Raw genomic sequence first — 21,418 nt, 5'->3', positions numbered from 1 at the left:
TTGGCGCACGCAAGCCAAAGGTCAGCCATGCACACAAGACTGCCCGTCCCCTCGGATGCCGAAATCTCTGCGCTGATTGCGCCGCATCTTGCGCTCGAGGGGCCGCTTTTGCCGATCTTGCATGACATTCAGGCGCGCTTTGGCCATGTGCCCGATCGCGCGCAGCCGCTGATTGCCGAGGCGCTGAATATCAGCAAGGCCGAGGTGCATGGCGTGGTGTCGTTCTATCACGATTTCCGCGAGGTGCCTGCGGGGCGGCATGTGGTCAAGATCTGTCGCGCCGAGGCCTGTCAGGCGATGGGCGGCGCGGCCTTGGCCGAGCAGACCTTGGCCAGGCTGGGAATCGGCTGGCATGGCACCACGGCGAATGGCGCGGTGACGGTCGAGCCTGTGTATTGCCTTGGCCTGTGTGCCTGCGCCCCTGCGGCGATGGTGGATGACAAGGTGGTGGGCCGTGTGGATGCCGCCCGGATGGATGCTTTGCTGCGCGAGGTGGGGGCATGAAGATTTACGTTCCCCTCGACAGTGCCGCCAAGGCGCTGGGCGCGGACGAGGTGGCCGAGGCGATTGTGGCCGAGGTCGCGCGCCGCGGGCTGGCGGTGGAACTGGTGCGCAACGGCTCGCGCGGGATGGTCTGGCTGGAGCCGCTGGTGGAGATCGACAGCGGCAGCGGGCGTCTGGCCTATGGCCCTGTCACGCCGCAGGATGTGCCGGCACTGCTCGATGGCACGCTTGCAGGGCTGGGTCCGGTCGAGGCGATCCCGTTCTTTGCGCGGCAGACGCGGCTGACCTTTGCGCGCTGCGGCGTAATCGACCCGCTGAACCTGCGCGACTACGAGGCGCATGGCGGGCTTGCGGGCCTGCGGCGCGCGCTGGAAATGACCCCAGCGCAGATCGTGCAGGAAGTGACCGACAGCGGCCTGCGTGGGCGGGGCGGCGCGGGCTTTCCCACCGGCATCAAGTGGAACACGGTTCTGGGGGCGAAGGCCCCGCAAAAGTATATCGTCTGCAATGCAGATGAAGGCGACAGCGGCACCTTCGCCGATCGCATGATCATGGAAGGCGACCCCTTTACCGTGATCGAAGGCATGGTGATTGCGGGGCTTGGCGTGGGCGCGACGCGGGGCTTTGTGTTTTTGCGCTCGGAATATCCTGACGCCATAAAAGTGATGAACGCCGCCGTGCAGATCGCGCGGGGCGCGGGGCTGCTCGGGGCCGATGTGCTGGGGTCGGGCCGTGCCTTTGACCTTGAGGTGCGCGTCGGGGCGGGGGCCTATGTCTGCGGCGAGGAAACCTCGCTCTTGAACGCGCTGGAGGGCAAGCGCGGCGTGGTGCGGGCCAAGCCGCCGCTGCCCGCGCTGGAAGGTTTCATGGGCCGCCCGACCGTGGTGAACAACGTGATCTCGCTGGCGACGGTGCCGGTGATCTTCGAAAAGGGCGCGACGCATTATGCCAACTTCGGGCTGGGGCGGTCGCGCGGGACGGTGACGCTGCAGATCGCGGGCAATGTGGCGCGGGGCGGGTTGTTTGAAACCGCCTTCGGGATGCGGCTTGGCGAACTGGTGAACGAGGTCGCGGGCGGCACCGCCACGGGCCGCCCTGTCAAGGCGGTGCAGGTGGGCGGGCCGCTGGGGGCCTATATGCCGGTGTCGAAGTTCGACACGCCCTTGGGCTATGAAGACTTTGACGCGGCGGGCGGTCTGATCGGCCATGCCGGACTGGTGGTGTTTGACGACACCACCGACATGCTGGGCATGGCGCGCTTTGCGATGGAATTCTGCGCGGTGGAATCCTGCGGCAAATGCACCCCCTGCCGTGTGGGCGCGGTGCGCGGCATGGAAACCATCGACCGGATTGCGCGCGGCGATGCGGCGGCGGTGCCGATCCTGACCGACCTGTGCGAGACGATGAAGCTTGGCTCGCTTTGTGCCTTGGGCGGCTTCACGCCGTTTCCGGTGATGTCGGCGCTGACCCATTTCCCCGATGACTTCGCGACGCGGAAAGAGGCTGCGGAATGACCGAAAAGGTGCAGGGCCCCGGGTCCTATTTCCCCGCCATCGAAAAGAAATACGGCCAGCCGATGCAGCATTGGTTCGACGAGATCGCGCCGATGCTGGAGCTTTCGCATATGCAGATCGTGTCCTTCCTGAAGGAAACCCATGCGATGGGCCACGGCCATGCCAATGCCATCGTCGCCCACCAGCTTGCCCAGAAGAAGAAGGGTGCCTGAGATGAAAGACTTCATCATTCCCGACCGCGATTTCGGAACCCCTGCCGCGCGCGCCAAAGAGATGGTCACGCTGAGCATCGATGGCTTTGATGTCACGGTTCCCGCCGGCACCTCTGTGATGCGCGCGGCGGCCGAGGCGGGCATTCAGGTGCCGAAACTTTGCGCGACAGACAGTCTGGAGGCTTTTGGCTCTTGCCGTCTGTGCGTGGTTGAGATCGAGGGGCGGCGCGGCACGCCCGCCTCTTGCACCACGCCCGTGACCCCCGGCATGGTGGTGCACACCCAGTCGGACACCGTGCGCAAGATCCGGCGCGGGGTGATGGAGCTGTATATCTCGGACCACCCGCTGGATTGCCTCACCTGCTCGGCGAATGGGGATTGCGAGTTGCAGGATATGGCGGGCGCGGTAGGCCTGCGCGATGTGCGCTATGAGGCGCAGAAAACCCATTTCCGCCCGCGCAACACCAGTGGCGAGGCGAACCCGCAGTATATTCCGAAAGATACGTCGAACCCGTATTTCACCTATGATCCGGCCAAGTGCATCGTCTGTTCGCGCTGCGTGCGGGCCTGCGAAGAGGTGCAGGGCACCTTTGCGCTGACCATCGAAGGGCGCGGTTTTGACAGCCGGGTGTCGTTCGGGGCGAAAACCGATACCGCGCTGGAGTCCGATTGCGTGAGTTGCGGTGCTTGCGTGCAGGCCTGCCCCACCGCGACCTTGCAGGAAAAATCGGTAATCGAACTCGGCACGCCGCAGAAATCGGTCATCACCACTTGCGCCTATTGCGGCGTGGGCTGTTCCTTCAAGGCCGAATTGAACGGCGACCAGCTGGTGCGCATGGTGCCTTACAAGCACGGCAAGGCCAACCGTGGCCATTCCTGCGTGAAGGGCCGCTTTGCCTATGGCTATGCCACCCACCGCGACCGCATACTGAAGCCGATGATCCGCGACCGGATCGACCAGCCGTGGCAAGAGGTCAGCTGGGACGAGGCGCTGCGCTTTGCCGCCGACCGGATGCGGGGCTTGCAGGAGAAATATGGCCGCCGCTCGATCGGGGTCATCACCTCCAGCCGCTGCACCAATGAGGAAACCTATCTGGTGCAGAAACTGGCGCGGGGTGTGTTCAGGAACAACAACACCGACACCTGCGCGCGGGTGTGCCACTCGCCCACTGGCTATGGTCTGGGCCAGACCTTTGGCACCAGCGCAGGGACGCAGGATTTCGACTCGGTCGAACACACCGATGTGGTGATCGTGATCGGGGCCAACCCGACCGACGGCCATCCGGTCTTTGCCAGCCGTCTGAAAAAGCGCCTGCGCGCCGGAGCCAAGCTGATCGTGATCGACCCGCGCCGGATTGATCTGGTGAAATCGGCGCATATCAAGGCGGCGCACCACCTTCCGCTGCGCCCCGGCACCAATGTGGCCGTGGTCTCGGCCTTGGCCCATGTGATCGTGACCGAAGGGCTGATGGATGAGGCCTTCATCCGCGAGCGCTGCGACTGGGACGAGTTTCAGGACTATGCCGCCTTTATCTCGGACCCGCGCCACTCGCCCGAAGCGACCGAGTTGCTGACCGGGGTGCCTGCCGCCGATCTGCGGGCGGCGGCGCGGCTGTTTGCCACCGGCGGCAACGGGGCGATTTACTATGGCCTTGGCGTGACCGAACATTCGCAGGGCTCCACGACCGTGATCGGGATTGCCAATCTGGCGATGCTGACCGGCAACGTCGGCCGCCCCGGTGTGGGGGTGAACCCGCTGCGGGGACAGAACAACGTGCAGGGGTCATGCGACATGGGGTCATTCCCGCACGAACTTCCCGGCTATCGCCATGTGAAAGGCGACGAGGCGCGCGCGGTGTTCGAAGCGGCCTGGGGGGTGACGATTGATCCGGAACCCGGCCTGCGCATCCCAAACATGCTGGATGCGGCGGTGGAGGGAACGTTCAAGGGGCTCTACTGCCAAGGCGAGGACATTCTGCAATCCGACCCCGACACCAAACATGTGGCAGCGGGTCTGGCGGCGATGGAATGTGTCATCGTGCATGACCTGTTCCTGAACGAGACGGCGAATTACGCGCATGTCTTCCTGCCCGGCTCCACCTTCCTTGAGAAAGACGGCACCTTCACCAATGCCGAGCGCCGCATCAACCGCGTGCGGCGCGTGATGGCCCCGCGCAACGGCTATGCCGACTGGGAGGTGACGCAGATGCTGGCGCGTGCGATGGGGGCCGATTGGCACTATACCCACCCGTCGCAGATCATGGATGAAATCGCGCTGACGACGCCCAGCTTTGCGGGGGTGAATTACGAGGTGCTGGAGGAGAAAGGCTCTGTCCAGTGGCCCTGCAACGAGGCGAACCCCGATGGCACCCCGCTGATGCATGTGGACGGTTTCGTGCGCGGCAAGGGGCGGTTCATCGTGACCGAATATGTCGCCACCGAAGAACGCGCCGGCCCGCGCTTCCCGCTTTTGCTCACCACGGGGCGCATCCTGTCGCAATATAACGTGGGGGCGCAGACCCGGCGCACCGCGAATGTGGTCTGGCACGATCAGGATGTGCTGGAAATCCACCCGCATGATGCCGAAGTGCGCGGGGTGAAGGAAGGCGATTTCGTGCGTCTCGCCTCGCGTTCGGGGGAGACGACCCTGCGGGCGAAACTGACAGACCGGGTGTCGCCGGGCGTGGTCTATACCACCTTCCACCACCCCGACACGCAGGCCAATGTGATCACCACCGATTTTTCGGACTGGGCCACCAACTGCCCGGAATACAAGGTCACGGCGGTGCAGGTCTCTCCGTCCAACGGCCCATCGGACTGGCAGGAGGATTACAGCGCACAGGCCGAGATGTCGCGGCGCATCCTTCCGGCGGCGGAATAGCGATGCGGGCGGCGATCACGGGCCTGCGCGGGGTTTCAGTGCAGGGTGACAGCATGCGCGAGGTTTGGCGCAACCTGCCCGAGGAGACGCCCGTGGCGCTGGTGTTCAACGGCACCACGGCGGCGGTGATGATGGCCTCTCCGCAGGATATCGAGGATTTCGCCTTTGGCTTTGCGCTGACCGAGGGATTTATCGACACGCTGGATCAGGTGGATTCGTTCGAGGTTGTCGCGCATGAGGCTGGCATAGAGGCGCGGTTCTGGATCACCGAGGCGCGGGCCAAGGCGATGCAGGCGCGCCGCCGCAACATGCTTGGCCCCGTGGGTTGCGGTCTGTGCGGGATCGACAGTCTGGAGCAGGCGATCCGCCCGTTGCCGAGGCTGGTGGCGGCGGGTCCCCGCTTGACGCGGGCCGAGGTGGCCCGCGCGACCGACGCCCTGCGCGCCCATCAACCCCTGCACGACCAGACCCATGCCGTGCATGCCGCCGGATTCCTGCTGCCCGGACAGGGGATTGTGCTGGCCCGCGAAGATGTGGGGCGGCACAATGCGCTTGATAAGCTGATCGGAGCGATGGTGCGTGGCGGGGTGGAGGCCGGGGCCGGAGCCATCGTGCTGACCTCGCGCGTGTCGGTGGAGATGGTGCAGAAAACCGTTATGGCCGGATGTCCGGTGCTGATCGCCGTTTCTGCTCCGACCGCCCATGCCTTGCGCCTTGCCCTGGACGCGGGGCTGACGCTTGCCGCCTTTGCACGGGGCGGCGGCTTTGATCTTTATACCCACCCTGACCGTATTCAGACCGGAGCCTGTGATGCAGCCTGAAAAAATGGTGATGATGGCCAATCAGATCGCCACATTTTTCGAGTCCCAGCCCGACAAGAACCGGGCAGAGCGTGTGGCGGCCCATATCAATGATTTCTGGGAGCCGCGGATGCGGGCGAAACTGCTCGATCATGCGGCGGCCGGCGGTGCGGGCCTGTCGCCTCTGGCGCGCGAGGCTTGCGCCCATATTCGCGCGCCGGCCTGACGGCAGACGGCGCGCGGGCGGGGCTTGACCCCGCAGCAATCATCAGACAGAGGGTGCGGCGGGCCGGATAGCCTGCGGCACAGGCCGCATTTGCCGCCCGCTTCTTGCGCCGCGCCTGTACGTTGACGCTGTAATCTGCAGGAAACCGGAAGAGGCCGACTGAAGCCGGAAGAACGTGGAAAAGCGCGGGAAAACGGGGAGTTATGGTGGGTCGGCAGGCTCTTGGCGCGGAATGTGCGAAGTTTGCAGTAGGACCACGAAACGACCTCAAAAGCGAGTTTGAGGCATTCGCAGCCGCTCTTTAGGGGCGTCGAGAGCGGACCGTTCAAATAGCTGTAAAACAATGGTTTTCAGGCGAGAGTGCGCAGGCGGGTGGCATGTTTGGCCGGTCTGGCGGGCTCCGGAACATGCAAATTTGGCCGCAAGTTCCGGAGGCGTTTGCATGTTCGGCGTAACCCTTTGAAACAATAGCATTACCAGTGGAGTGGCGCAGCCGGGGGCGGTGGCCGAACATGCAAATGGATTTGGCGCTAAAGACGGCTGATCAGCAGTTCTGCGGCGGGCTTTGCCCGGCCTTTTCCGGCGACGGTATAGGTCGTTGCGACCTCCTCGATCTTGGCCCAGGCGAAGACGTGGCGGACCTCTGCCACGTCGTTGATCGACAGGAGGAACCGGCCATTCGCGCCCGCCAGCTGGTCGGAGAGGCGCTGGAAATCGTCGCGGCTGAACAGGGCCTTGCCATAGTCGCCCTCGCAACCCCAATAGGGTGGGTCCAGATAGAACAGCGTCCCAGGGCTGTCGTAGCGCCGGATGAAATCACCGAAGTCGAGGCATTCGATGACCACGCCCGAGAGGCGCGTGTGCAGATCTTCCAGCATCGGTTCCAGTGTCGTCAGGTTGAACCGGCCGGGCCGGTCAACCGCGACGCCGAAATTGCGGCCCGAGACCTTGCCGCCAAAGGCAGTGCGCTGGAGATAGAGGAAACGCGCTGCGCGTTCGAGATCGGTCAGCGTGTCCGGGCTGGTCTCGACCAGTCGGTTGAATTCGACCCGCGTCGTCAACTGGAAGCGCAGCGTGTCGAGGAACTGCGGATAGTGCCGCTGCAGGATGCGGAACAGGTTGGCGACATCGCGGCCCGCGTCATTGATCACCTCGGCCCTTGGCCGGGTGCGGCGGCGCAGGAAAATACCGCCCATGCCAACGAAGGGCTCGGCATAGGTGGTGCAGGGTGTCGCATCAAGAATGGCACAGATGCGCTTGGCCAGGTTGCGCTTGCCGCCCAGCCAGGGGGCGACGGGAAGGGTCGGTTCAACGGGCCTTAAATCGGCGTTCATGGGGGGTCCTGCGGCTGAGACAAGCTTGGAACATATCATGAACTTAGGCGGGTGTCACAGCCCGTCGATGCGATCCATTTCGTCTAGCGTCAGTACCGCGCCCAGCACGATATCAACTTCCGCCAGATAATGCTGCCACATTGGTTTGCCTTCGAATTGGATGTCCTCGGGGTTGCCCGCAAAGCGACAAAGCGCGCGGGCGGCGCGCTCTCTGGCAGGCTTTATCTTGCTGCCCTTTTGTCTCGGTTGAGCTTTTGAGGCGTTTGGCTTGGTCATGGCCTAACAGCCTGCTTTTCTAAGCTCACAGCCGTGCCGGAGGCTACAAGAAGCAGCATGCTTTTGCCCTGGCCGGAGATTTCTGAATAATCGAGGTCAACGCCCACGACAGCATCGGCCCCGAGGTTGAACGCCTCCAGCCGCAGTTCGGCCAGGGCGGTTTCGCGGGCTTCGCGCAGGCCCTGTTGCATGATCTTGCTGCGGCCACCAAAGGTGTCGCGGAACATCGCCCCGATATCCTTGAACAGATGCATGCCGATCACGACCTCGGCCGTCACGATATCCAGCCGCTCGATCACCGGCAGGTTGTGAGCGGTTTCCGTGGTCAGGATGATGCGGGAGGCGGCCTGACCAGCGTCTCGTCTCTGTTGTTCTGCGGCCGCAGTGGCAAGAGCTTCCCGAGACGATTCTTCTGCCTTTTTTGCCAGTGCACATGGGGCGCACAGACCGAACTGAAGATCCCAGCGGGATACTTCGGCGGTGCAGTTTGAACAGGTTGCCATAGCCGGTTACTCCTTATTCGTGTGACCCCACCACATCACCTTTCCGATGATCTTTACATCGGAAATCGGGCGAAATTCTGGGGGTGTTGTGTGGTTGTCTGACAGGAGACCGAGATTGTTTTTGTCGACGAGCGCCAAGCGCTTGACCCTTGCCGCACCGTCGTCGAGGAGAGCGTAGATCGGGGCAGGCCGAGTGTCTTTCGGCGATCTGGGCTTGTCAGGTGGTGCGTCTTTTGAGGTGTCGATCAAAAGCATATCGCCCGGATGTATCGTCGGCATCATACTGTCGCCAGTAGCCCGAGCCAGTCTGGCAGAAGAGGCCGATACACCTATCCTGGTCAACCAAGAACGCCGGAAGGCCAGGTGGTCGATCACCGTCTCACCTTCGTTCATTGCGCCCCCGCCTGCGGCAAGGCTTGCTCCGTGCAATGGGATATGGGCGAAATCCTTGCCGTCAATAAACATCTGTTCCGCTGGGGCGGTGTCACGGGGCGGCCCGAAGTAAAGCTCAAGCCCGAGGTATTCAAAGAGCGCGTCGAGTTTGTCAATGCCCACGAGCCGTCCAGCCCGGATATCTCTGATCAGTCCATCGTGGCCGACGATGGCGAAAGAAGCCAAGCGGCCAGAAACGCCTTTGTTACGCAGGCCAGCTTCAACCAGCTCGCGAATGCGCTCTCTTATGTCTTGTGATTTCAATGTGTTAGCTTGCATGGCGTGTGACTATACACCCTAGGCAAGATAAATAAATCTGATTCGGGTGGATAAGACGCAAATATCTTGACCAGACAAGATTGATATGTCTTATATGCGGCATGACCCATGCCAGCTATCAGCACCTTCTCGACCTCAGTGATGCGTTCGCGCAGCACACCAATATGAGCCACTGGCGGGTGTCATTCCTCGCCCGTGGTGACGGCCAGTTCTTCAAGCGGTTGCGTGAAGGAAAAGGCTGCACAGTCAAAACCGCAACGGCCGTACTGCAGTGGTTCTCCGACAACTGGCCGGAAGACCTCACCTGGCCTTCCGACATTCCCCGTCCCCCCAAGAGCAAGAAGGAGGCTGCGTGATGCGCCTGTTTCCCGGCCTGCGCGAAGAGTTGCGGACAGCAGCTCCGGCGTTCATTCCCGGCATCCTGATCGACAGATTTCTTATCCGGGGAGTAGAAGTGTTGCTGTCTCCCTTGGTGATGGCAGCCCCGGAGCTTGAGAAACGCATTCGGCCGCGTGTCGGGCGGCTTTGCGATATTTCCAACCCTTCGTGGGCAGTACGCGCTGAGCGAGCCGCATGGCTCTGGCTGCTCGAAGAGCGAGGAACCGCGCCTGAACCCACAGAAGAACCTGATCATCCGGGCCAAGACGGGCAATCCTACGATCCCGCTCAGCCGGATCTTCGCCCAGGTAGACAAAGGCCACCTTTGGCGGGTCAAGCAACTGCGGGAGCAGAGTTTGCCAGTCGCGTTCGAGCCAATCCGCCAACACTTCCCGCTCGTCCTCAGAATACACGTCAAGGAGTTCGTTAGCATGCGCTTCCGCCTCCCAGATGTATCGGTCGAAATGTTCCATCGGCCAAGTCCTTCTTCCCGTCCGGTTGTTTGCGCTTCGGATGGTAGGGGAGGCCCCGGTCCGGCCAAAGCGAATTCGCTGCCGGACCGGGCACCTGTTTCTGTTTCGCGGCGGTCGGCTGGCCCCTGCCGCAGCGGGAGCCGCCCTGACCGGGCCGGGGAGCCAACCCCGGCCGGTCAGGGCGTGCTGCACCGCCTGCTCGCGGCCCATGCCCGCCTTGAGAACAGCCTGATCGGTGATGTCCTGGGCGCGGCTGCGCTGTTTGCCCTGCTGTATGTCTGCCTGCTGGCAGGGGAGGGGGCACAATGATGATGCTCGGCGTTCCTCAGACCTGGGCGACGGCCATGGGCCATTTGCAGGCGGCGCTTGATGCCCGCGCGCAGATGCGCGACCGCACCGTGACCCAGGCGGAGCGGGACAGTGCCACGGCCCGCTACACGCATTCGGTCGACGCTCTGGTCGATGCCCTGCACCGCTGCATGTCCAATCAGTTGCTTGGCCGGATCACGCTCTGGCTGGCACGGGGAGGGTGGTTTTGATGACCAAGGACTGCAACCTGCCAAAGCCCGCGCGCATGGCTTTCCGGGCCGAGCATCTGCCCGGCAAGGGCTATGCGGTGTTTGACCCGGAGGGGGCGATGTGTGGCCGGATCACACCGTTCCGGGTGCAAGCCGAGCAGCTGCGCGACCGTTTGCAGCGCGCCGCTGATCTGAAGGCGAAGCGCGGGCCTCGGCCCTGCCTGTCCTGCAGCACAGAGTTCGCGAGTGAGGGCATCCATCACCGGCTTTGCAATGGCTGCCGGGGGCGCAGTGACGGCGGCAGCATGACGATTGCCGCCACATCGAGCGGAAAGGTCCGTCGCGCCGCAAGGGCGTGACGGGGAAGACAAGGGGCCAGACGTGAAGAAACCAACCCTGATGCAGCAATCCACGGTGAAGCTGGCCGATATCGACGCCCGCAGCCGGTTGCGCCCGGTCTCGGAGGCGGGGGTCGAAAGCCTGATCGCCTCGATCCGCGAGACCGGCGTGATGAAGGATGCGATCCATGTGCGCAAGAAGAAGGACGGCAGCCTTGTGCTGATCGCCGGGGCGCACCGGCTGGAGGCGGCAAAGCGGCTGGGCTGGGAAGAGATCGAGGCCAAGGTCTGGACCGACGTGACCGACGACTGGGCGCGTCTGATGGAGATCGATGACAACCTTGCGGGCGCGGAGATGAATGCGCTGGATACGGCGGTGTTTCTGGCGGAGCGCAAGAAGGTCTATGAGCGGCTGCACCCAGAAACGAAATATGCGACCGGGGCAGCGTTGGCGGCCAAACGCTGGGATGCGACGGAACCGAGTTCCGTCGCATTCGTGACCGCGACAGCAGAGAAATTCGGCCTCACCGATCGGCAGGTACGCAAGATCGTTGCCGCTGGTGGGAAGCTCGGCGCTGGCGAGGTGCACCAGCTGCGCCAGGCCCCGCGCCCGGTCACCCTGAAAGACCTGACCGAGATTGCCCGGATCAGTGATCCGACCGAACGTCATGACGTGGTCGGGCGGATGGCGGCGGGTCAATGCAAGTCCGCCGCCGAGGCACGGCGCAGCCTGAAATCCGGTGTTGAAACCCCCGTTAAAGACCCGGTTGCAGCCGAGTTCAAGGCGCTGCTGGCGGCATGGTCCCGCGCCCGCCCTGCGGCCCGCGCCCAGTTTGTCGATGACGAATACGGCGCGATTGCCGCTGTGATGGCGCGTGTCGCCAAGGGCCGGGGAGAGGCCGCATGATCGCCGCCGCCCCGCAAAAGGAATGGTGGTCGACGGCAGAGCTGTCTGCTGCGGCGCTGCCCGATCTGCCGGACACCCGGCAGGGTGTTGATGATTTCGCCCGGCGCAACGACTGGCGCGGGCACCCTGAATTCGCGCGCCGCCGGTCCGGGCGGGGCGGTGGCTGGGAATACAGCTGGCGGCTGTTGCCACCACGCGCTCAGCGCAGGCTGATCGAAGCCGCTGCTGCAGATGCTGGTGATCCGACTGCACCCGAGCGCATGGACCGGGAGGAGGCCTGGGCGTGGTATGAGGGCCTGAAGGAGAATGCCAAGGCCAGGGCGCTGACCCGGCTGCGGATCATCCAGCAGGTCGAGGCGATGGAGCCGGTGCTGGGCCGGGATCTGGCGGTGCGGCAGGTGGCCATGGCAACGGGTCAGGGCGCGCGCACGATCTGGAACTGGCTGAACATGATCGAGGGGGTGCGCAGCGCCGACCGGCTGCCCTATCTTGTGGATCGCCGCAATGACGGTGCCAGCCGTCAGGGGGGCACCGTCGATTGCGATCCCGAGTTCTTCGACCTGATCAAGAGCTATTATCTGCGGCTGTCCGGGCCGTCCTTTGCCTCGGCCTATCGGGCGGTTGTCCGGATCGCGAAGGCCAGGGGGTTGGCGATCCTGCCGGAATGGATGATGCGGCGGCGGCTGAATGCGGTGGTCAGCCATGTGACGCAGGTCCTGCTGCGCAAAGGGCTCGATGCGGTCAAGCGGCTGTATCCGAGCCAGGTGCGTGACAAGACCTGCCTGCATGCGCTGGAAGCGGTGAACGCCGACTATCACAAGTGGGACAACTTCGTCATCTGGCCGGTCGAGCCGGGACAGAATGAGCCACCGTATATTGGGCGGCCCCAGATGGTGGCGTTTCAGGACATCTTTTCCGGTCGCATCATCGCATGGCGGGTCGACCAGACCGCCAACAGCAGCACCGTGTTGCTGGCCGCTGGCGACATGATCGAGGACTGGGGCATCCCGAAGCATGTGTTGCTCGACAACGGGCGCGAATTTGCCGCGAAATCGGTGACCGGCGGTTCCGAGACCCGGTATCGGTTCAAGGTCATGGATGACGATGTGCCGGGCCTGTTCACATCGCTCGGCTGCGAGATCCACTGGGCCACGCCCTATAGCGGCCAATCCAAGCCTATCGAGCGCGCTTTCCGGGATATGTGCGACAGCATCGCCAAGGATCCCCGGCTTGAAGGATCATGGACGGGCAATCGGCCCGATGCCAAGCCCGAGAATTACGGCAGCCGTGCGATCGAACTGGAAGAATTCCTGCGGATCGTTGCCGAGGGCATCGCGGAGCATAACACCCGTGTGGGGCGGCGCTCGGAAGTGGCCTATGGGCGCAGCTTTGCCGAGGCGTTTGACGAGAGCTACGCCAGATCGAAGATCACCAAAGCCACAGAAGCACAGCGCCGCATGTGGATGATGGGGGCCAAAGGGTTGAAGACCCATAGCCGGACCGGCGAGGTCAGTCTGATGGGCAACAAATACTGGTCGTCCTGGATGACCGAACTGGCAGGTCGTGCTGTCGTGGTGCGCTTCGATCCTGCCGATCTCTGGGCCGGTTTGCACATCTACAGTCAGGACAACGCTTACCTCGGCCATGCCGAAACATTCCACCGGGGCGGTTTTTTCGCGATGGAGGATGCGAAGGTTCTCGCCAAGTCGAAGCGCGCCTGGCTCAAGGCCGAGCGCGAGGCCGCAAAAGCGCACAAGGTGTTCACAGCGGCAGAGCTTGGCCGTGAGCTGGACAAGGTGGCCCCGGTCGAACCCGGCGCACCGGCGGCGAGCGTGGTGCAGCTGGTGCCGACAAAGGCCGTTGTACGCGGCAAGCCGAAGGTGGCCCCACAGGCAGACGCGCCGGGTGCGACCGTCACCACCCTGCCATCACGCCCCCGGCGTGCCGTCGATCCTGTCCAGTCGCCCCGCGAGCTGTTCCGGCGGGCGCTGGAGCTGGAACAGATCATCGAAGCCGGTGGGCCGGTCACGGCTGACCAACAGCGGTGGCTCACCGGCTTTCAGACGACATCCGACTACCGGACCGAGCGGAAGCTGTGGCTGACCCACGGCGACACGCTGTTCGGATAACAAAAAGGAGACGATCGAGCATGTCAGACGTCCTGTACCAAAATGTCGCCGCCCTGCGCAATGTATCCGCGCTGCACGCCCTCGTGGACCGGGTGCAGATGCGCGAATACGGCCTGCCCGGCATGGCGACATTTTACGGCCCTTCGGGCTACGGCAAATCCTGCGCCGCCACCTATGTCCAGAACAGCTTTGACGCGATCCATGTCGAAGTGCAGCCGCTCTGGCGGTCGAAGCAGCTGCTGCACTTCCTTGCTGTCGAGCTGGAGTTGAAACCGGCTCGGACAGCACCGGAACTGGCGCATCAGGTTGCCGAAGCTCTCGCAAAAGCGCAGCGCCCTTTGTTGATCGATGAAGCCGACCGGCTGGCGCGCGGCGACATGGTCGAGGTCGTGCGCGGGCTTTACGAGGCCTCGAACGTGCCTGTGATCCTGATCGGCGAGGAAGAATTGCCGCTTATGCTGCAGCGCTGGGAGCGGGTGCATGGCCGGATGCTGGACTGGGTCGCGGCGCAACCGGCCGAGATCGGTGATGTGTCACAACTGGCCCCGATCTATGCGCGGGGCATCACGATTGGTGACGATCTGAAGGCGCTCATCCTCGAACAATCGCGGCGCTCGCTGCGGCGGGTTTCCATCAACCTTGCCAAGGTGCGCGAGGAGGCGATGCGCCAGGGTTGGGAGAGAGTTGCCCTGAAAGAGTGGGGTGGGCGGCCGTTTTTCGGAGGTGACGCCCCGGCACCCCGCCGCGAGGAGGCCAGTGTGGTGGCCCGGGCACAGATTGCGGCCCGTCAGGCCCGGAGGAGCGCGTGACATGCTGATGGGGGCAAATCAGACTGTGACCGCCGCCCGGTTGCCCGAGACCGAGGCCAAGGCCTGGGCGCTGGCGCAGCGGGTCGGAAAATTCGGCTACGCGGAGATTGCCACGGAGCTGAGCATCAGCCTGGAGGCGGCAAAGAAGATCATCCTTCGCTGGTGCGATGAGGGCCGGGTGCGGGTGGAGCATGGCGGTGGGGCGCGGGGGCGCAAGATGTTCGCGCTCACCCCCGAATACCGGCAACCAACCGACCGGGCATCGCTGATCGCCGGACAGTTCTGGACGGCGATGCGCAATCTCAAGAAGTTCGGGCCGGTCGATTTGCTGGCGCATTGCCGGGAAGACCTCCGGCCAGAGCTGAAGGAGGCGCGGGCCTATTGCCGGGCCTTGCTGCAGGGCGGCTATCTGAGCGTTCTGCGCACGGCAGACCCATCGGTTGGCCGCGAGGCCACCTATGTGCTGGTGCACAACAGCGGGCCGCGTGCGCCGCAGGAAAAGCGGGTCTCGGCGGTCTGGGATGCGAATGAGGGGGTCTATGCCTTTGTCAGCGGCATCGGCCGGATGGAGCGCGCGAAATGAGCGGCCCGCTCGATACCGCCCGCGCTGCATGGGGTGATGGTCTGCCGGACTGGGTGGAGGGGCTTGCCATTGAATGTGGCAAAGCCAGTCAGGCCAAGGTGGCCAAGGCGCTTGGCCGGTCCGCCTCGCTGGTGAGCGCTGTGCTCGCCAACAAATATGGCGGTGACCTGGTGGCGGTCGAGGAACGCTATCGCGGCGTCTATGGCCGCGCCGTGGTCGCCTGTCCGGCCCTGGGCAACATGCCGACAAATGAATGTCAGGACTGGCGGGCCAAGGCGAAGCGCTTCCAGACCGGCAACCCGCTGCGCTCGCGCATGTTCCGTGCCTGTCAGCGCTGCCCCCGATATCTGAAGGAGACACAGGAATGAGGCTTCCCCCGTCGATGAAGGAAACCCGCCCGGCACAGGAGGTGATCGACGCCTTCCTGTCGCTGCGCCAGGCATCCGCAGATCTGATCATCACCTCGCGGATCAGTATCCGTCCCGTGGTCCGCGTCCGCCATGAGCTGATGTGGCTGCTGCGCGATCTGACCCACCTGACCTTGTCCGGGATCGGCCAGCTGGTCGGTGGCCGCGACGAAACCACGGTGCGCTATGGCATCGATCAGGTGTCCGACCGCATTGCGCAGGATGATGGCTATCGCCGCGAGGTGCAGTATCTGCGCCGCTCCATCCTGACGGGTGCCTCGTCGGGCATGATGCCCGACCTTTGCCTGACCGCCGTGCGGTCGGTGCTGGCCAACGGGGACCTGTCCGATGCCGAGGCCCGCAAGGCGGCACTGCAGCTGACGGAGGCGCGGCATGGGTAGGCCTGTCCGCCCGATCGTGCCCATGGCACCGCAAGAGATGGTCGAACGCGCGGCGCGTGCGGTGGGCCGGGTTCTGCGCGATGACATGCGCGGCATCACCGGCCTTTCGATTGATGACATCACCGCCATGACCGGGACGCTGATCGCGCTCGGCCTGGTGCCGGTCCTGCCCGGCGAAGCCACCCCAGACACCCTTATCGAAAGGACACGGACATGACGTCCCATACCACGCGGTTTGAACCACACCCGGTCCCCACCGGCATCATCGAAGCCAATGGCAACCTGTACATGGCGGACGGGAAGGGCGGTCTGCGTGCCGTCGAGAACGTTCCGACGATGAAGCGTCTGCAGGATGAGCAGGTCCGCAAGATCTTTGGGTTCGCCTTTGCCCTTGCCGCCCAGATTGCCCGTTTCAAAGGCCATGTTTACGAAGACCTTGGCTCATTCGACGCGCTGATGATGCAGGATTATGGCCTGACCGTGGGCGGCCCGAAGGGCAACCGCACCTATTCCACCTTTGACGGGCTGATGAAGGTGGAAGTCCGCATTCAGGACCGGATCGCCTATGGCCCGGAAATGCAGATCGCCAAGATGCTGTTCGACAAGGTGCTCAATGAACGGGCGGCCGGGGCCGATCCGCTGATCCGGTCGATCATCACCAGCGCCTTTGACACTGACAAGGAAGGCCAGATCAACCGGGCCAATGTCTTCGTGCTGCTGAACGTCCAGGACGATGATCCCGAGTTCCGCAAGGGGCAGGAGGCGATCCGGGCTGCGATGCATGTCATCGGGTCCAAAAGCTACCTGCGGTTCCAGCACCGCGATGCCTATGACGCGCCTTGGCAGACGCTGACCATTGATCTGGCGAGTGCATAGCTATGATCGGAGTTCTTCTCATCATCATCGCCTTTGTCTTGCAGTGCTTCGCGATCTTCTTCGGCGCGGTTTGCGGGACTTTTGTTCTCCAAGAGGACCGGCGCGCGACCGTTGTAAGTCTGTCCTGTGCTGTCGCACTGGCCATTGCCGCATCGGCGCTGATGATCGCTGCAGGGGGCGTGTGATCATGGGTTTTCATATCTTTGGCGCTCCCGACGAAAAGCTCCGTCTGAAGTCGTTTGGCGCAACCGTGAAAGGTGTCAAAGCGACGATCCGGATTGAGATCGAAACAGAAGACATGGCTGCACTCGGCTACGCACTCGGAGAATTGGGTGAGGTGCAACAAGGTCAGCGCGCAAAGTCTGTAAGGCGTCTTGCGTTGCCCGCCCCGGAGGCGCGATGATCATGGTTCATCTCGACCTCCGCGCCCAGATATTTGAAGAGATTGCGGCGCTTGCCTCCCGCGTCCACGCCGCGATGGCGGAAGAGGTCGTGGAGCGCCGGAAATACTGGTTCGCGGGCATCCCGACCGAGCTGGACCTGCATGCCGCCCGCAAGGCGGTGGCGCGCCGACTGAAACTCACCCTTGAAACCGTCGAGTCCATGCTGGCCCCGCCGGTGCCCCCAGCTGAGGAGTAACCCCCATGTCGGCCCGTCTTCAACCTGACCTGCCTTTGCATCAAAGGATCGCCATTATTGAGGCGGCACTGGAGCGCGCGCTTGATCGCGGGCCAGAGATGTCCGTCGAAGCGCACGGCCCAAACGCCAGCGATCTCTCCGTCTATGTGATCGCGCGACCCTTCGATGATGCGCGTGTGGCCCATGACCTTCACGACATCGCCCGCGAGTTGGAGGTGCTGCTTTGACCTCGGACAACATCAAGCAAAAGATCGCCGCTCTCCTGAAAATGACCACGGCAGCCGGTTGCACCGAGGCAGAAGCGCTCGCTGCTGCTCAGAAGGCGGCGGCGTTGATGCGCGACTATGGGTTGTCTGAGGCCGAGGTGACTATCGGGCAAGCCTCAGTCAGTGCCTCGACCAAAGGCAGGAGTGCGCGCGATGCCCTCTGGAAGGTCGTAGCCTATTGCACCAATACCGCGCCGACATTTCTGCATGAAAAAGGCATGCGGGGTGCCGATCTGGTTTTCGTCGGACGAGAACCCGGCCCGGAGATAGCAGCTTATTTGGTCGCTGTCCTCAATCGTGCTGTGGATACCAGCATTGCGGAATTCAAAGCCGGGGGGGTCTATCGTCGCCGCAGGACGGATGCTACCCGCCGCGTGGCAGTTCGTGATTTTACGATGGGGATGGTCGCCCGCCTGTCCAATCGACTGATTGAGATTTTCGGCCCGTCTATCGACAAGCAGGCCAATGCTGTCGCGACATCTGCTCGGGATGAACGATTTTCAGGTGCGAAACCAGTTTGTGCACCAGCAGTTGGCAAGGCGCGGTTTGATGATGCTGTCTGGTCTGGCTGGACTGCCGGAAGCAAGGTCAACCTCGCAAGTGGTGTCGGTAGCACTCACAATCCTCCGAAGCAGATCGGCGGCGCGAAATGACCGCGGCCCTGATCCGCACCATCCATGTCGGTTGCCGCCAGCTCGGGCTGGACGAGGACACGCGGCGCGAGCTGCAGCTGCGCGTGGTGGGCAAGGCCAGTCTGTCAGACATGACGGCTGCCGAGCAGCAGAAGGTTCTGGACGCGCTGAAGGCCGAGGGGTTCAAGCCGACCGGCGGGGCCAAGGCGAAGCGCCCTGCGGCGGCGCGGGGCGATGTGCGGTTCTGCCATGTGCTGTGGCGGCTGTTGAGCGAGGCCGGCGCACTGCAAAAGCCGGGTCGGGCCGGTCTCAACGCATTCCTGCGCTCGCAGTTCGAGGGCAAGTGGAAGTCGGTGCCGATCGACATTGATGCGATGCGCGACCACGACCAGATCAATGACGTGGTGCAGGCGCTCAAGGCGATGTGCCGCCGGGCGGGGGTAGCGCTCAAGTGACCCGCCGCCGCCCCCATGTCAGCGATCACGCAATGCTGCGCTACCTTGAGCGGGTGGTCGGCATTGATGTCGAAACCCACCGCCGCGAGGTTGAACGCCGGGTTGCCACCGCCGTCGAGATGGGGGCCTGCGGGCTGGTATCAGACGGGTTTCGCTACACGATCTCGGATTTCCGGGTCACCACCGTCACCCCTGCGTCATCGGATCCGGGGATGCCGCGTATGATCAACAGGAGGCGGCTGGATGACCGCCTGGATTGATGAACTCGAACGTGACCTCGGCCTGACCGTGCGGCTGAATGTCATTGCCAACGCCGGTGGTCAGCGCCGTGATATCCCTCGGCCGGAGCATTCCGAAGCTTCTGCCCTTGCCTCCGAGATCGGCGTGGATGCCGTCCGCTGGCTCGCCGAGCGCTTTGCAGGCACCAAGATCGACATCCCTTCGGCGCGTGGCAACGAGGTGCAGCGCCGGGCAAGCCTTCTGCGGGCTGCTGTCCTCGAAGCCGGATTGACCAATCCGACGCGGACGGCGAATGATCTGGCAAGGGAGCATGGCGTCACCTCGATGTGGGTGCGCAAGCTCCGGGCCGAAATGCGGCGCGATGCCGGATTTGAACCGCTCCTGCCCCTGTTCGACTGACCCCCGAAACCGCATCCCCCGGCCTGTTGCCGGGGGCATATGGCATCCCGGTCCGTGACCGGGGCCGCGAGGTGCCCCTTGAGCGGGGCCACCATGCGTCTGAGAAACCACAAGATCGAGGGGGTGCCCTTCATCCCCGCAAAACTGACCGGGGGCAAGATCGTCCCCGAGATTGTCATCATGCATGACACAGCCGGGCGGCTGGAGGCGTTCAACAGCCGCGATTATCTCGCCCGGACCACGGTTGCCTCGGTGCATTTCGTGGTGGAGCGGGATGGCACGGTCTCGCAGCTGGTGGCCACGAACCTCCGCGCCGGTCACGCCGGGCAGTCCAGCTATCATGGTCGCAAGGACTGCAATGCCTTCTCGATCGGCATCGAGATCGTCAATCCGGGCAAGCTGACCCGGGGCCTCGGCGGCTCTGCGCTGGCCTGGTGGGGGCAAGACTTTGGTTATGGCGCGTACCAGGTGGTCGAGGCCGAGACCAAAGAGCATGGTCGTGGCATCTGGATGCCCTATGCGCCGGAACAGATCGAAGCGGTGATCGATCTGCTGGAGGCGTTGTTTGCTGGCATTCCCACGCTCAAGGACATCACCACGCATTGGTATGTCAGCCCCGGCCGCAAGATCGACACCAACCCGCTGTTTCCGCTGGAGGCGATCCGCGCCCGTGTCTTTGGCCGCGATGATCCGGCCGCTGCAGAGGCCGAGGCCGCAAGTGCACAGGTCGCTGCGGATCAGTGGGTTCAGGTCAACACGCCGGGCGACACGCTTACCCTGCGGCGTTGGCCGTCGTTCAACCCCAATGCCATTGCCGCCATCCCGCATGCTGCGGTGGTGCCGGTGATCCGCAGGGGCAGCTTTGATGGCCGGGACTGGTTGCTCGTGCAGTACGCCGGGCACGAAGGCTGGATCGTCGCGCGCTATGCCACCCCCTTCAACCCCGATGAGGTTTCCCGATGAACGATTTTCTGCTCATGCTCTACTGGGAGCTCTTGCCGATGCTGCTGCAACTCATTGGTGCGGTTCTCGGCCTCTTTCTGATCTGGGCTGCCAGAACGGCAAAAAACCGCTGGGGCATCGAGATTGAGGCTCGCCACCGGGAGGCGCTGCATTCCGCTATTATGTCCGGGATCCGGGCATCACTGTCACGCGGCACTGTCGGTGAGGATGCCATCAACGAAGCGATCTTGCATGCGGGCAGCAGCGTGCCTGACGCGATCGCTGCGCTCAATCCGGGGGCCGGAGTTCTTGTATCCATTGCTGAGGCCAAGCTGCGCGAGGCCATCGAGGCATCGCCCGTCTATCGGCTGGACGGCAATCCCGCAGCTTGGCCTGCTGGTGTGGCCCGGCCCTGATGCAAGCCGCTATTGAACTGGGCCCGGCTCTTGCCGTGATGCTGGCAGGCCTGAGCATCATCAACATCCTCTACACCTGGTGGCGGACCCGCGACCAGAACGTTGAAACCCGCTTCAAGGCGGGCAGCGAACGCATGGACCGGCTGGATCACCGGCTGGGCTCGGTCGAACAGACGCTGCGCGGCCAGCCGACCAAGGAAGACATCCACAGCCTCGCGCTGGCGATGGAGCGGCTGGAAGGATCGGTGGGCATGCTGCGCACCGCACACAATGCCACGATCGAGGCCAGCAAGCGCCAGGACATCGTGTTGACCCGTGTCGAACAGTATCTGCTGGAGCGCAAATGACCGACTATCTCGCATTCAACAGCCGCCATCGCCGTCTGGCCATCCTGCGGTTCCTCGAAGCGATCCCGACCTACACGTCGAATGTCTCGATCCTGACCGATGTGCTCAACAGCGACCGGATCGGCATCGACACGACGCGGGATCAGGCCACCACCGAACTGGGCTGGCTGGCCGAAAATGGCTTTGTCACGCTGGGCGGGTCGAGTGATTTCCGGGTGGCGACCGCGACCGCGCGTGGGGTCGAAATCGCTACCGGCCGCGCCACGCACCCCGACATCCAACGTCCCAGCCCGAGGCGCTGA

General features: G+C 63.6%; 35 protein-coding genes. 30 read left to right on the top strand and 5 right to left on the bottom strand.

Going from position 1 to position 21,418, the window contains the following annotated elements; genetic code table 11:
* Positions 1-27: 27 nt before the first annotated feature.
* Genes G3572_RS15635 through G3572_RS15610 form a run of 6 tightly spaced genes read left to right on the top strand, consistent with a single transcriptional unit; the run spans position 28 to position 6,137 of the window.
* Positions 28-504, top strand: coding sequence for a formate dehydrogenase subunit gamma (locus G3572_RS15635; RefSeq protein ID WP_205518750.1), 477 nt, complete (start codon positions 28-30; stop codon positions 502-504).
* The gene (locus G3572_RS15630; protein ID WP_164613580.1) at positions 501-2,018 is read left to right on the top strand and encodes a formate dehydrogenase beta subunit; all 1,518 of its coding nucleotides are present in this window, start codon (positions 501-503) and stop codon (positions 2,016-2,018) included. Before G3572_RS15635 ends, G3572_RS15630 begins: the two co-directional genes overlap by 4 nt.
* On the top strand, positions 2,015-2,230 hold the full coding sequence (locus G3572_RS15625; RefSeq protein ID WP_164613578.1) for a DUF4287 domain-containing protein: 216 nt from the start codon (positions 2,015-2,017) through the stop codon (positions 2,228-2,230). The genes G3572_RS15630 and G3572_RS15625 overlap by 4 nt, the downstream gene beginning before the upstream one ends.
* 1 nt (position 2,231) lies before the next feature.
* Positions 2,232-5,111, top strand: coding sequence for a formate dehydrogenase subunit alpha (gene fdhF, locus G3572_RS15620; protein WP_164613576.1), 2,880 nt, complete (start codon positions 2,232-2,234; stop codon positions 5,109-5,111).
* Between the two features lie 2 nt (positions 5,112-5,113).
* Complete coding sequence (gene fdhD, locus G3572_RS15615) at positions 5,114-5,932, top strand: formate dehydrogenase accessory sulfurtransferase FdhD (protein ID WP_164613573.1); 819 nt, start codon at positions 5,114-5,116, stop codon at positions 5,930-5,932.
* Positions 5,922-6,137, top strand: coding sequence for a formate dehydrogenase subunit delta (locus tag G3572_RS15610; protein ID WP_164613571.1), 216 nt, complete (start codon positions 5,922-5,924; stop codon positions 6,135-6,137). The genes fdhD and G3572_RS15610 overlap by 11 nt, the downstream gene beginning before the upstream one ends.
* Positions 6,138-6,667: 530 nt before the next feature.
* Here G3572_RS15610 and G3572_RS15605 read toward each other — a convergent pair.
* From G3572_RS15605 to G3572_RS15590, 4 genes are read right to left on the bottom strand one after another with little or no spacing between them, the layout of a single operon-like run.
* Positions 6,668-7,471, bottom strand: a complete 804-nt coding sequence (locus G3572_RS15605) for a DNA adenine methylase (RefSeq protein ID WP_164613569.1) — start codon at positions 7,469-7,471, stop codon at positions 6,668-6,670.
* Between the two features lie 54 nt (positions 7,472-7,525).
* Positions 7,526-7,747: a hypothetical protein gene (locus G3572_RS15600; RefSeq protein ID WP_164613567.1), complete on the bottom strand. Its 222-nt coding sequence runs from the start codon at positions 7,745-7,747 to the stop codon at positions 7,526-7,528.
* Positions 7,744-8,250, bottom strand: a complete 507-nt coding sequence (locus G3572_RS15595; protein WP_164613565.1) for a YbjQ family protein — start codon at positions 8,248-8,250, stop codon at positions 7,744-7,746. The genes G3572_RS15600 and G3572_RS15595 overlap by 4 nt, the downstream gene beginning before the upstream one ends.
* A 6-nt stretch (positions 8,251-8,256) precedes the next feature.
* Positions 8,257-8,961: a S24 family peptidase gene (locus tag G3572_RS15590; protein WP_164613563.1), complete on the bottom strand. Its 705-nt coding sequence runs from the start codon at positions 8,959-8,961 to the stop codon at positions 8,257-8,259.
* 101 nt (positions 8,962-9,062) lie between these two features.
* Here G3572_RS15590 and G3572_RS15585 point away from each other — a divergent pair, with 101 nt between their 5' ends.
* Positions 9,063-9,317: a hypothetical protein gene (locus G3572_RS15585; protein WP_164613561.1), complete on the top strand. Its 255-nt coding sequence runs from the start codon at positions 9,063-9,065 to the stop codon at positions 9,315-9,317.
* An 81-nt stretch (positions 9,318-9,398) separates the two neighbouring features.
* Here G3572_RS15585 and G3572_RS15580 read toward each other — a convergent pair whose 3' ends face one another.
* Positions 9,399-9,812 carry a hypothetical protein gene (locus tag G3572_RS15580; protein WP_164613559.1) on the bottom strand — a complete coding sequence of 138 codons (414 nt, stop codon included), beginning with the start codon at positions 9,810-9,812 and terminating at the stop codon, positions 9,399-9,401.
* A 183-nt stretch (positions 9,813-9,995) separates the two neighbouring features.
* On the opposite strand from G3572_RS15580, the gene G3572_RS22310 reads away from it, so the two are divergent.
* The 23 genes from G3572_RS22310 to G3572_RS15470 all read left to right on the top strand — a co-directional run bounded on the left by G3572_RS22310 (position 9,996) and on the right by G3572_RS15470 (position 21,418).
* Positions 9,996-10,121 carry a hypothetical protein gene (locus G3572_RS22310; protein ID WP_275897796.1) on the top strand — a complete coding sequence of 42 codons (126 nt, stop codon included), beginning with the start codon at positions 9,996-9,998 and terminating at the stop codon, positions 10,119-10,121.
* Positions 10,118-10,351 carry a hypothetical protein gene (locus G3572_RS15575; RefSeq protein ID WP_164613557.1) on the top strand — a complete coding sequence of 78 codons (234 nt, stop codon included), beginning with the start codon at positions 10,118-10,120 and terminating at the stop codon, positions 10,349-10,351. Before G3572_RS22310 ends, G3572_RS15575 begins: the two co-directional genes overlap by 4 nt.
* On the top strand, positions 10,351-10,689 hold the full coding sequence (locus G3572_RS15570; RefSeq protein ID WP_164613555.1) for a hypothetical protein: 339 nt from the start codon (positions 10,351-10,353) through the stop codon (positions 10,687-10,689). Before G3572_RS15575 ends, G3572_RS15570 begins: the two co-directional genes overlap by 1 nt.
* 22 nt (positions 10,690-10,711) lie before the next feature.
* A complete protein-coding gene (locus tag G3572_RS15565; RefSeq protein WP_164613553.1) occupies positions 10,712-11,575 on the top strand; it encodes a ParB N-terminal domain-containing protein in 864 nt (287 codons plus the stop codon).
* The gene (locus tag G3572_RS15560) at positions 11,572-13,704 is read left to right on the top strand and encodes a transposase domain-containing protein (protein ID WP_205518749.1); all 2,133 of its coding nucleotides are present in this window, start codon (positions 11,572-11,574) and stop codon (positions 13,702-13,704) included. Before G3572_RS15565 ends, G3572_RS15560 begins: the two co-directional genes overlap by 4 nt.
* A 20-nt stretch (positions 13,705-13,724) precedes the next feature.
* On the top strand, positions 13,725-14,513 hold the full coding sequence (locus tag G3572_RS15555) for an AAA family ATPase (RefSeq protein ID WP_164613550.1): 789 nt from the start codon (positions 13,725-13,727) through the stop codon (positions 14,511-14,513).
* A 1-nt stretch (position 14,514) separates the two neighbouring features.
* Complete coding sequence (locus G3572_RS15550; protein WP_164613548.1) at positions 14,515-15,096, top strand: hypothetical protein; 582 nt, start codon at positions 14,515-14,517, stop codon at positions 15,094-15,096.
* On the top strand, positions 15,093-15,464 hold the full coding sequence (locus tag G3572_RS15545; RefSeq protein WP_164613546.1) for a hypothetical protein: 372 nt from the start codon (positions 15,093-15,095) through the stop codon (positions 15,462-15,464). The genes G3572_RS15550 and G3572_RS15545 overlap by 4 nt, the downstream gene beginning before the upstream one ends.
* Positions 15,461-15,904, top strand: coding sequence for a helix-turn-helix domain-containing protein (locus tag G3572_RS15540; RefSeq protein ID WP_164613543.1), 444 nt, complete (start codon positions 15,461-15,463; stop codon positions 15,902-15,904). Before G3572_RS15545 ends, G3572_RS15540 begins: the two co-directional genes overlap by 4 nt.
* The gene (locus G3572_RS15535; protein ID WP_164613541.1) at positions 15,897-16,121 is read left to right on the top strand and encodes a hypothetical protein; all 225 of its coding nucleotides are present in this window, start codon (positions 15,897-15,899) and stop codon (positions 16,119-16,121) included. Before G3572_RS15540 ends, G3572_RS15535 begins: the two co-directional genes overlap by 8 nt.
* On the top strand, positions 16,118-16,780 hold the full coding sequence (locus tag G3572_RS15530) for a DUF3164 family protein (protein ID WP_164613539.1): 663 nt from the start codon (positions 16,118-16,120) through the stop codon (positions 16,778-16,780). Before G3572_RS15535 ends, G3572_RS15530 begins: the two co-directional genes overlap by 4 nt.
* Before the next feature lie 2 nt (positions 16,781-16,782).
* On the top strand, positions 16,783-16,965 hold the full coding sequence (locus tag G3572_RS15525; RefSeq protein ID WP_164613537.1) for a hypothetical protein: 183 nt from the start codon (positions 16,783-16,785) through the stop codon (positions 16,963-16,965).
* Between the two features lie 2 nt (positions 16,966-16,967).
* Positions 16,968-17,183 (top strand): hypothetical protein, encoded by a 216-nt coding sequence (locus G3572_RS15520; protein ID WP_164613535.1) that lies wholly within the window; start codon positions 16,968-16,970, stop codon positions 17,181-17,183.
* Complete coding sequence (locus tag G3572_RS15515) at positions 17,180-17,419, top strand: hypothetical protein (protein WP_164613533.1); 240 nt, start codon at positions 17,180-17,182, stop codon at positions 17,417-17,419. The genes G3572_RS15520 and G3572_RS15515 overlap by 4 nt, the downstream gene beginning before the upstream one ends.
* Positions 17,420-17,424: 5 nt before the next feature.
* Positions 17,425-17,646: a hypothetical protein gene (locus G3572_RS15510; RefSeq protein WP_164613531.1), complete on the top strand. Its 222-nt coding sequence runs from the start codon at positions 17,425-17,427 to the stop codon at positions 17,644-17,646.
* Entirely contained in the window at positions 17,643-18,338 is a 696-nt protein-coding gene (locus G3572_RS15505) for a DUF7168 domain-containing protein (protein WP_164613529.1), read from the top strand. Before G3572_RS15510 ends, G3572_RS15505 begins: the two co-directional genes overlap by 4 nt.
* Complete coding sequence (locus G3572_RS15500; RefSeq protein WP_164613527.1) at positions 18,335-18,772, top strand: regulatory protein GemA; 438 nt, start codon at positions 18,335-18,337, stop codon at positions 18,770-18,772. The genes G3572_RS15505 and G3572_RS15500 overlap by 4 nt, the downstream gene beginning before the upstream one ends.
* A gap of 32 nt (positions 18,773-18,804) precedes the next feature.
* Positions 18,805-19,032, top strand: coding sequence for a hypothetical protein (locus G3572_RS15495; RefSeq protein WP_164613250.1), 228 nt, complete (start codon positions 18,805-18,807; stop codon positions 19,030-19,032).
* Complete coding sequence (locus G3572_RS15490; protein ID WP_164613525.1) at positions 19,016-19,411, top strand: hypothetical protein; 396 nt, start codon at positions 19,016-19,018, stop codon at positions 19,409-19,411. Before G3572_RS15495 ends, G3572_RS15490 begins: the two co-directional genes overlap by 17 nt.
* A gap of 93 nt (positions 19,412-19,504) precedes the next feature.
* Positions 19,505-20,374, top strand: a complete 870-nt coding sequence (locus tag G3572_RS15485) for an N-acetylmuramoyl-L-alanine amidase (protein WP_164613523.1) — start codon at positions 19,505-19,507, stop codon at positions 20,372-20,374.
* Positions 20,371-20,769: a hypothetical protein gene (locus tag G3572_RS15480; protein ID WP_164613248.1), complete on the top strand. Its 399-nt coding sequence runs from the start codon at positions 20,371-20,373 to the stop codon at positions 20,767-20,769. Before G3572_RS15485 ends, G3572_RS15480 begins: the two co-directional genes overlap by 4 nt.
* Positions 20,769-21,116 carry a DUF2730 family protein gene (locus G3572_RS15475; protein ID WP_164613521.1) on the top strand — a complete coding sequence of 116 codons (348 nt, stop codon included), beginning with the start codon at positions 20,769-20,771 and terminating at the stop codon, positions 21,114-21,116. The genes G3572_RS15480 and G3572_RS15475 overlap by 1 nt, the downstream gene beginning before the upstream one ends.
* Entirely contained in the window at positions 21,113-21,418 is a 306-nt protein-coding gene (locus G3572_RS15470; protein WP_164613519.1) for a VpaChn25_0724 family phage protein, read from the top strand. Before G3572_RS15475 ends, G3572_RS15470 begins: the two co-directional genes overlap by 4 nt.

The organism is Pseudotabrizicola algicola (assembly GCF_010915705.1).
Classification (GTDB): domain Bacteria; phylum Pseudomonadota; class Alphaproteobacteria; order Rhodobacterales; family Rhodobacteraceae; genus Pseudotabrizicola; species Pseudotabrizicola algicola.
This window is presented reverse-complemented; position numbering and strand designations above follow the sequence as displayed.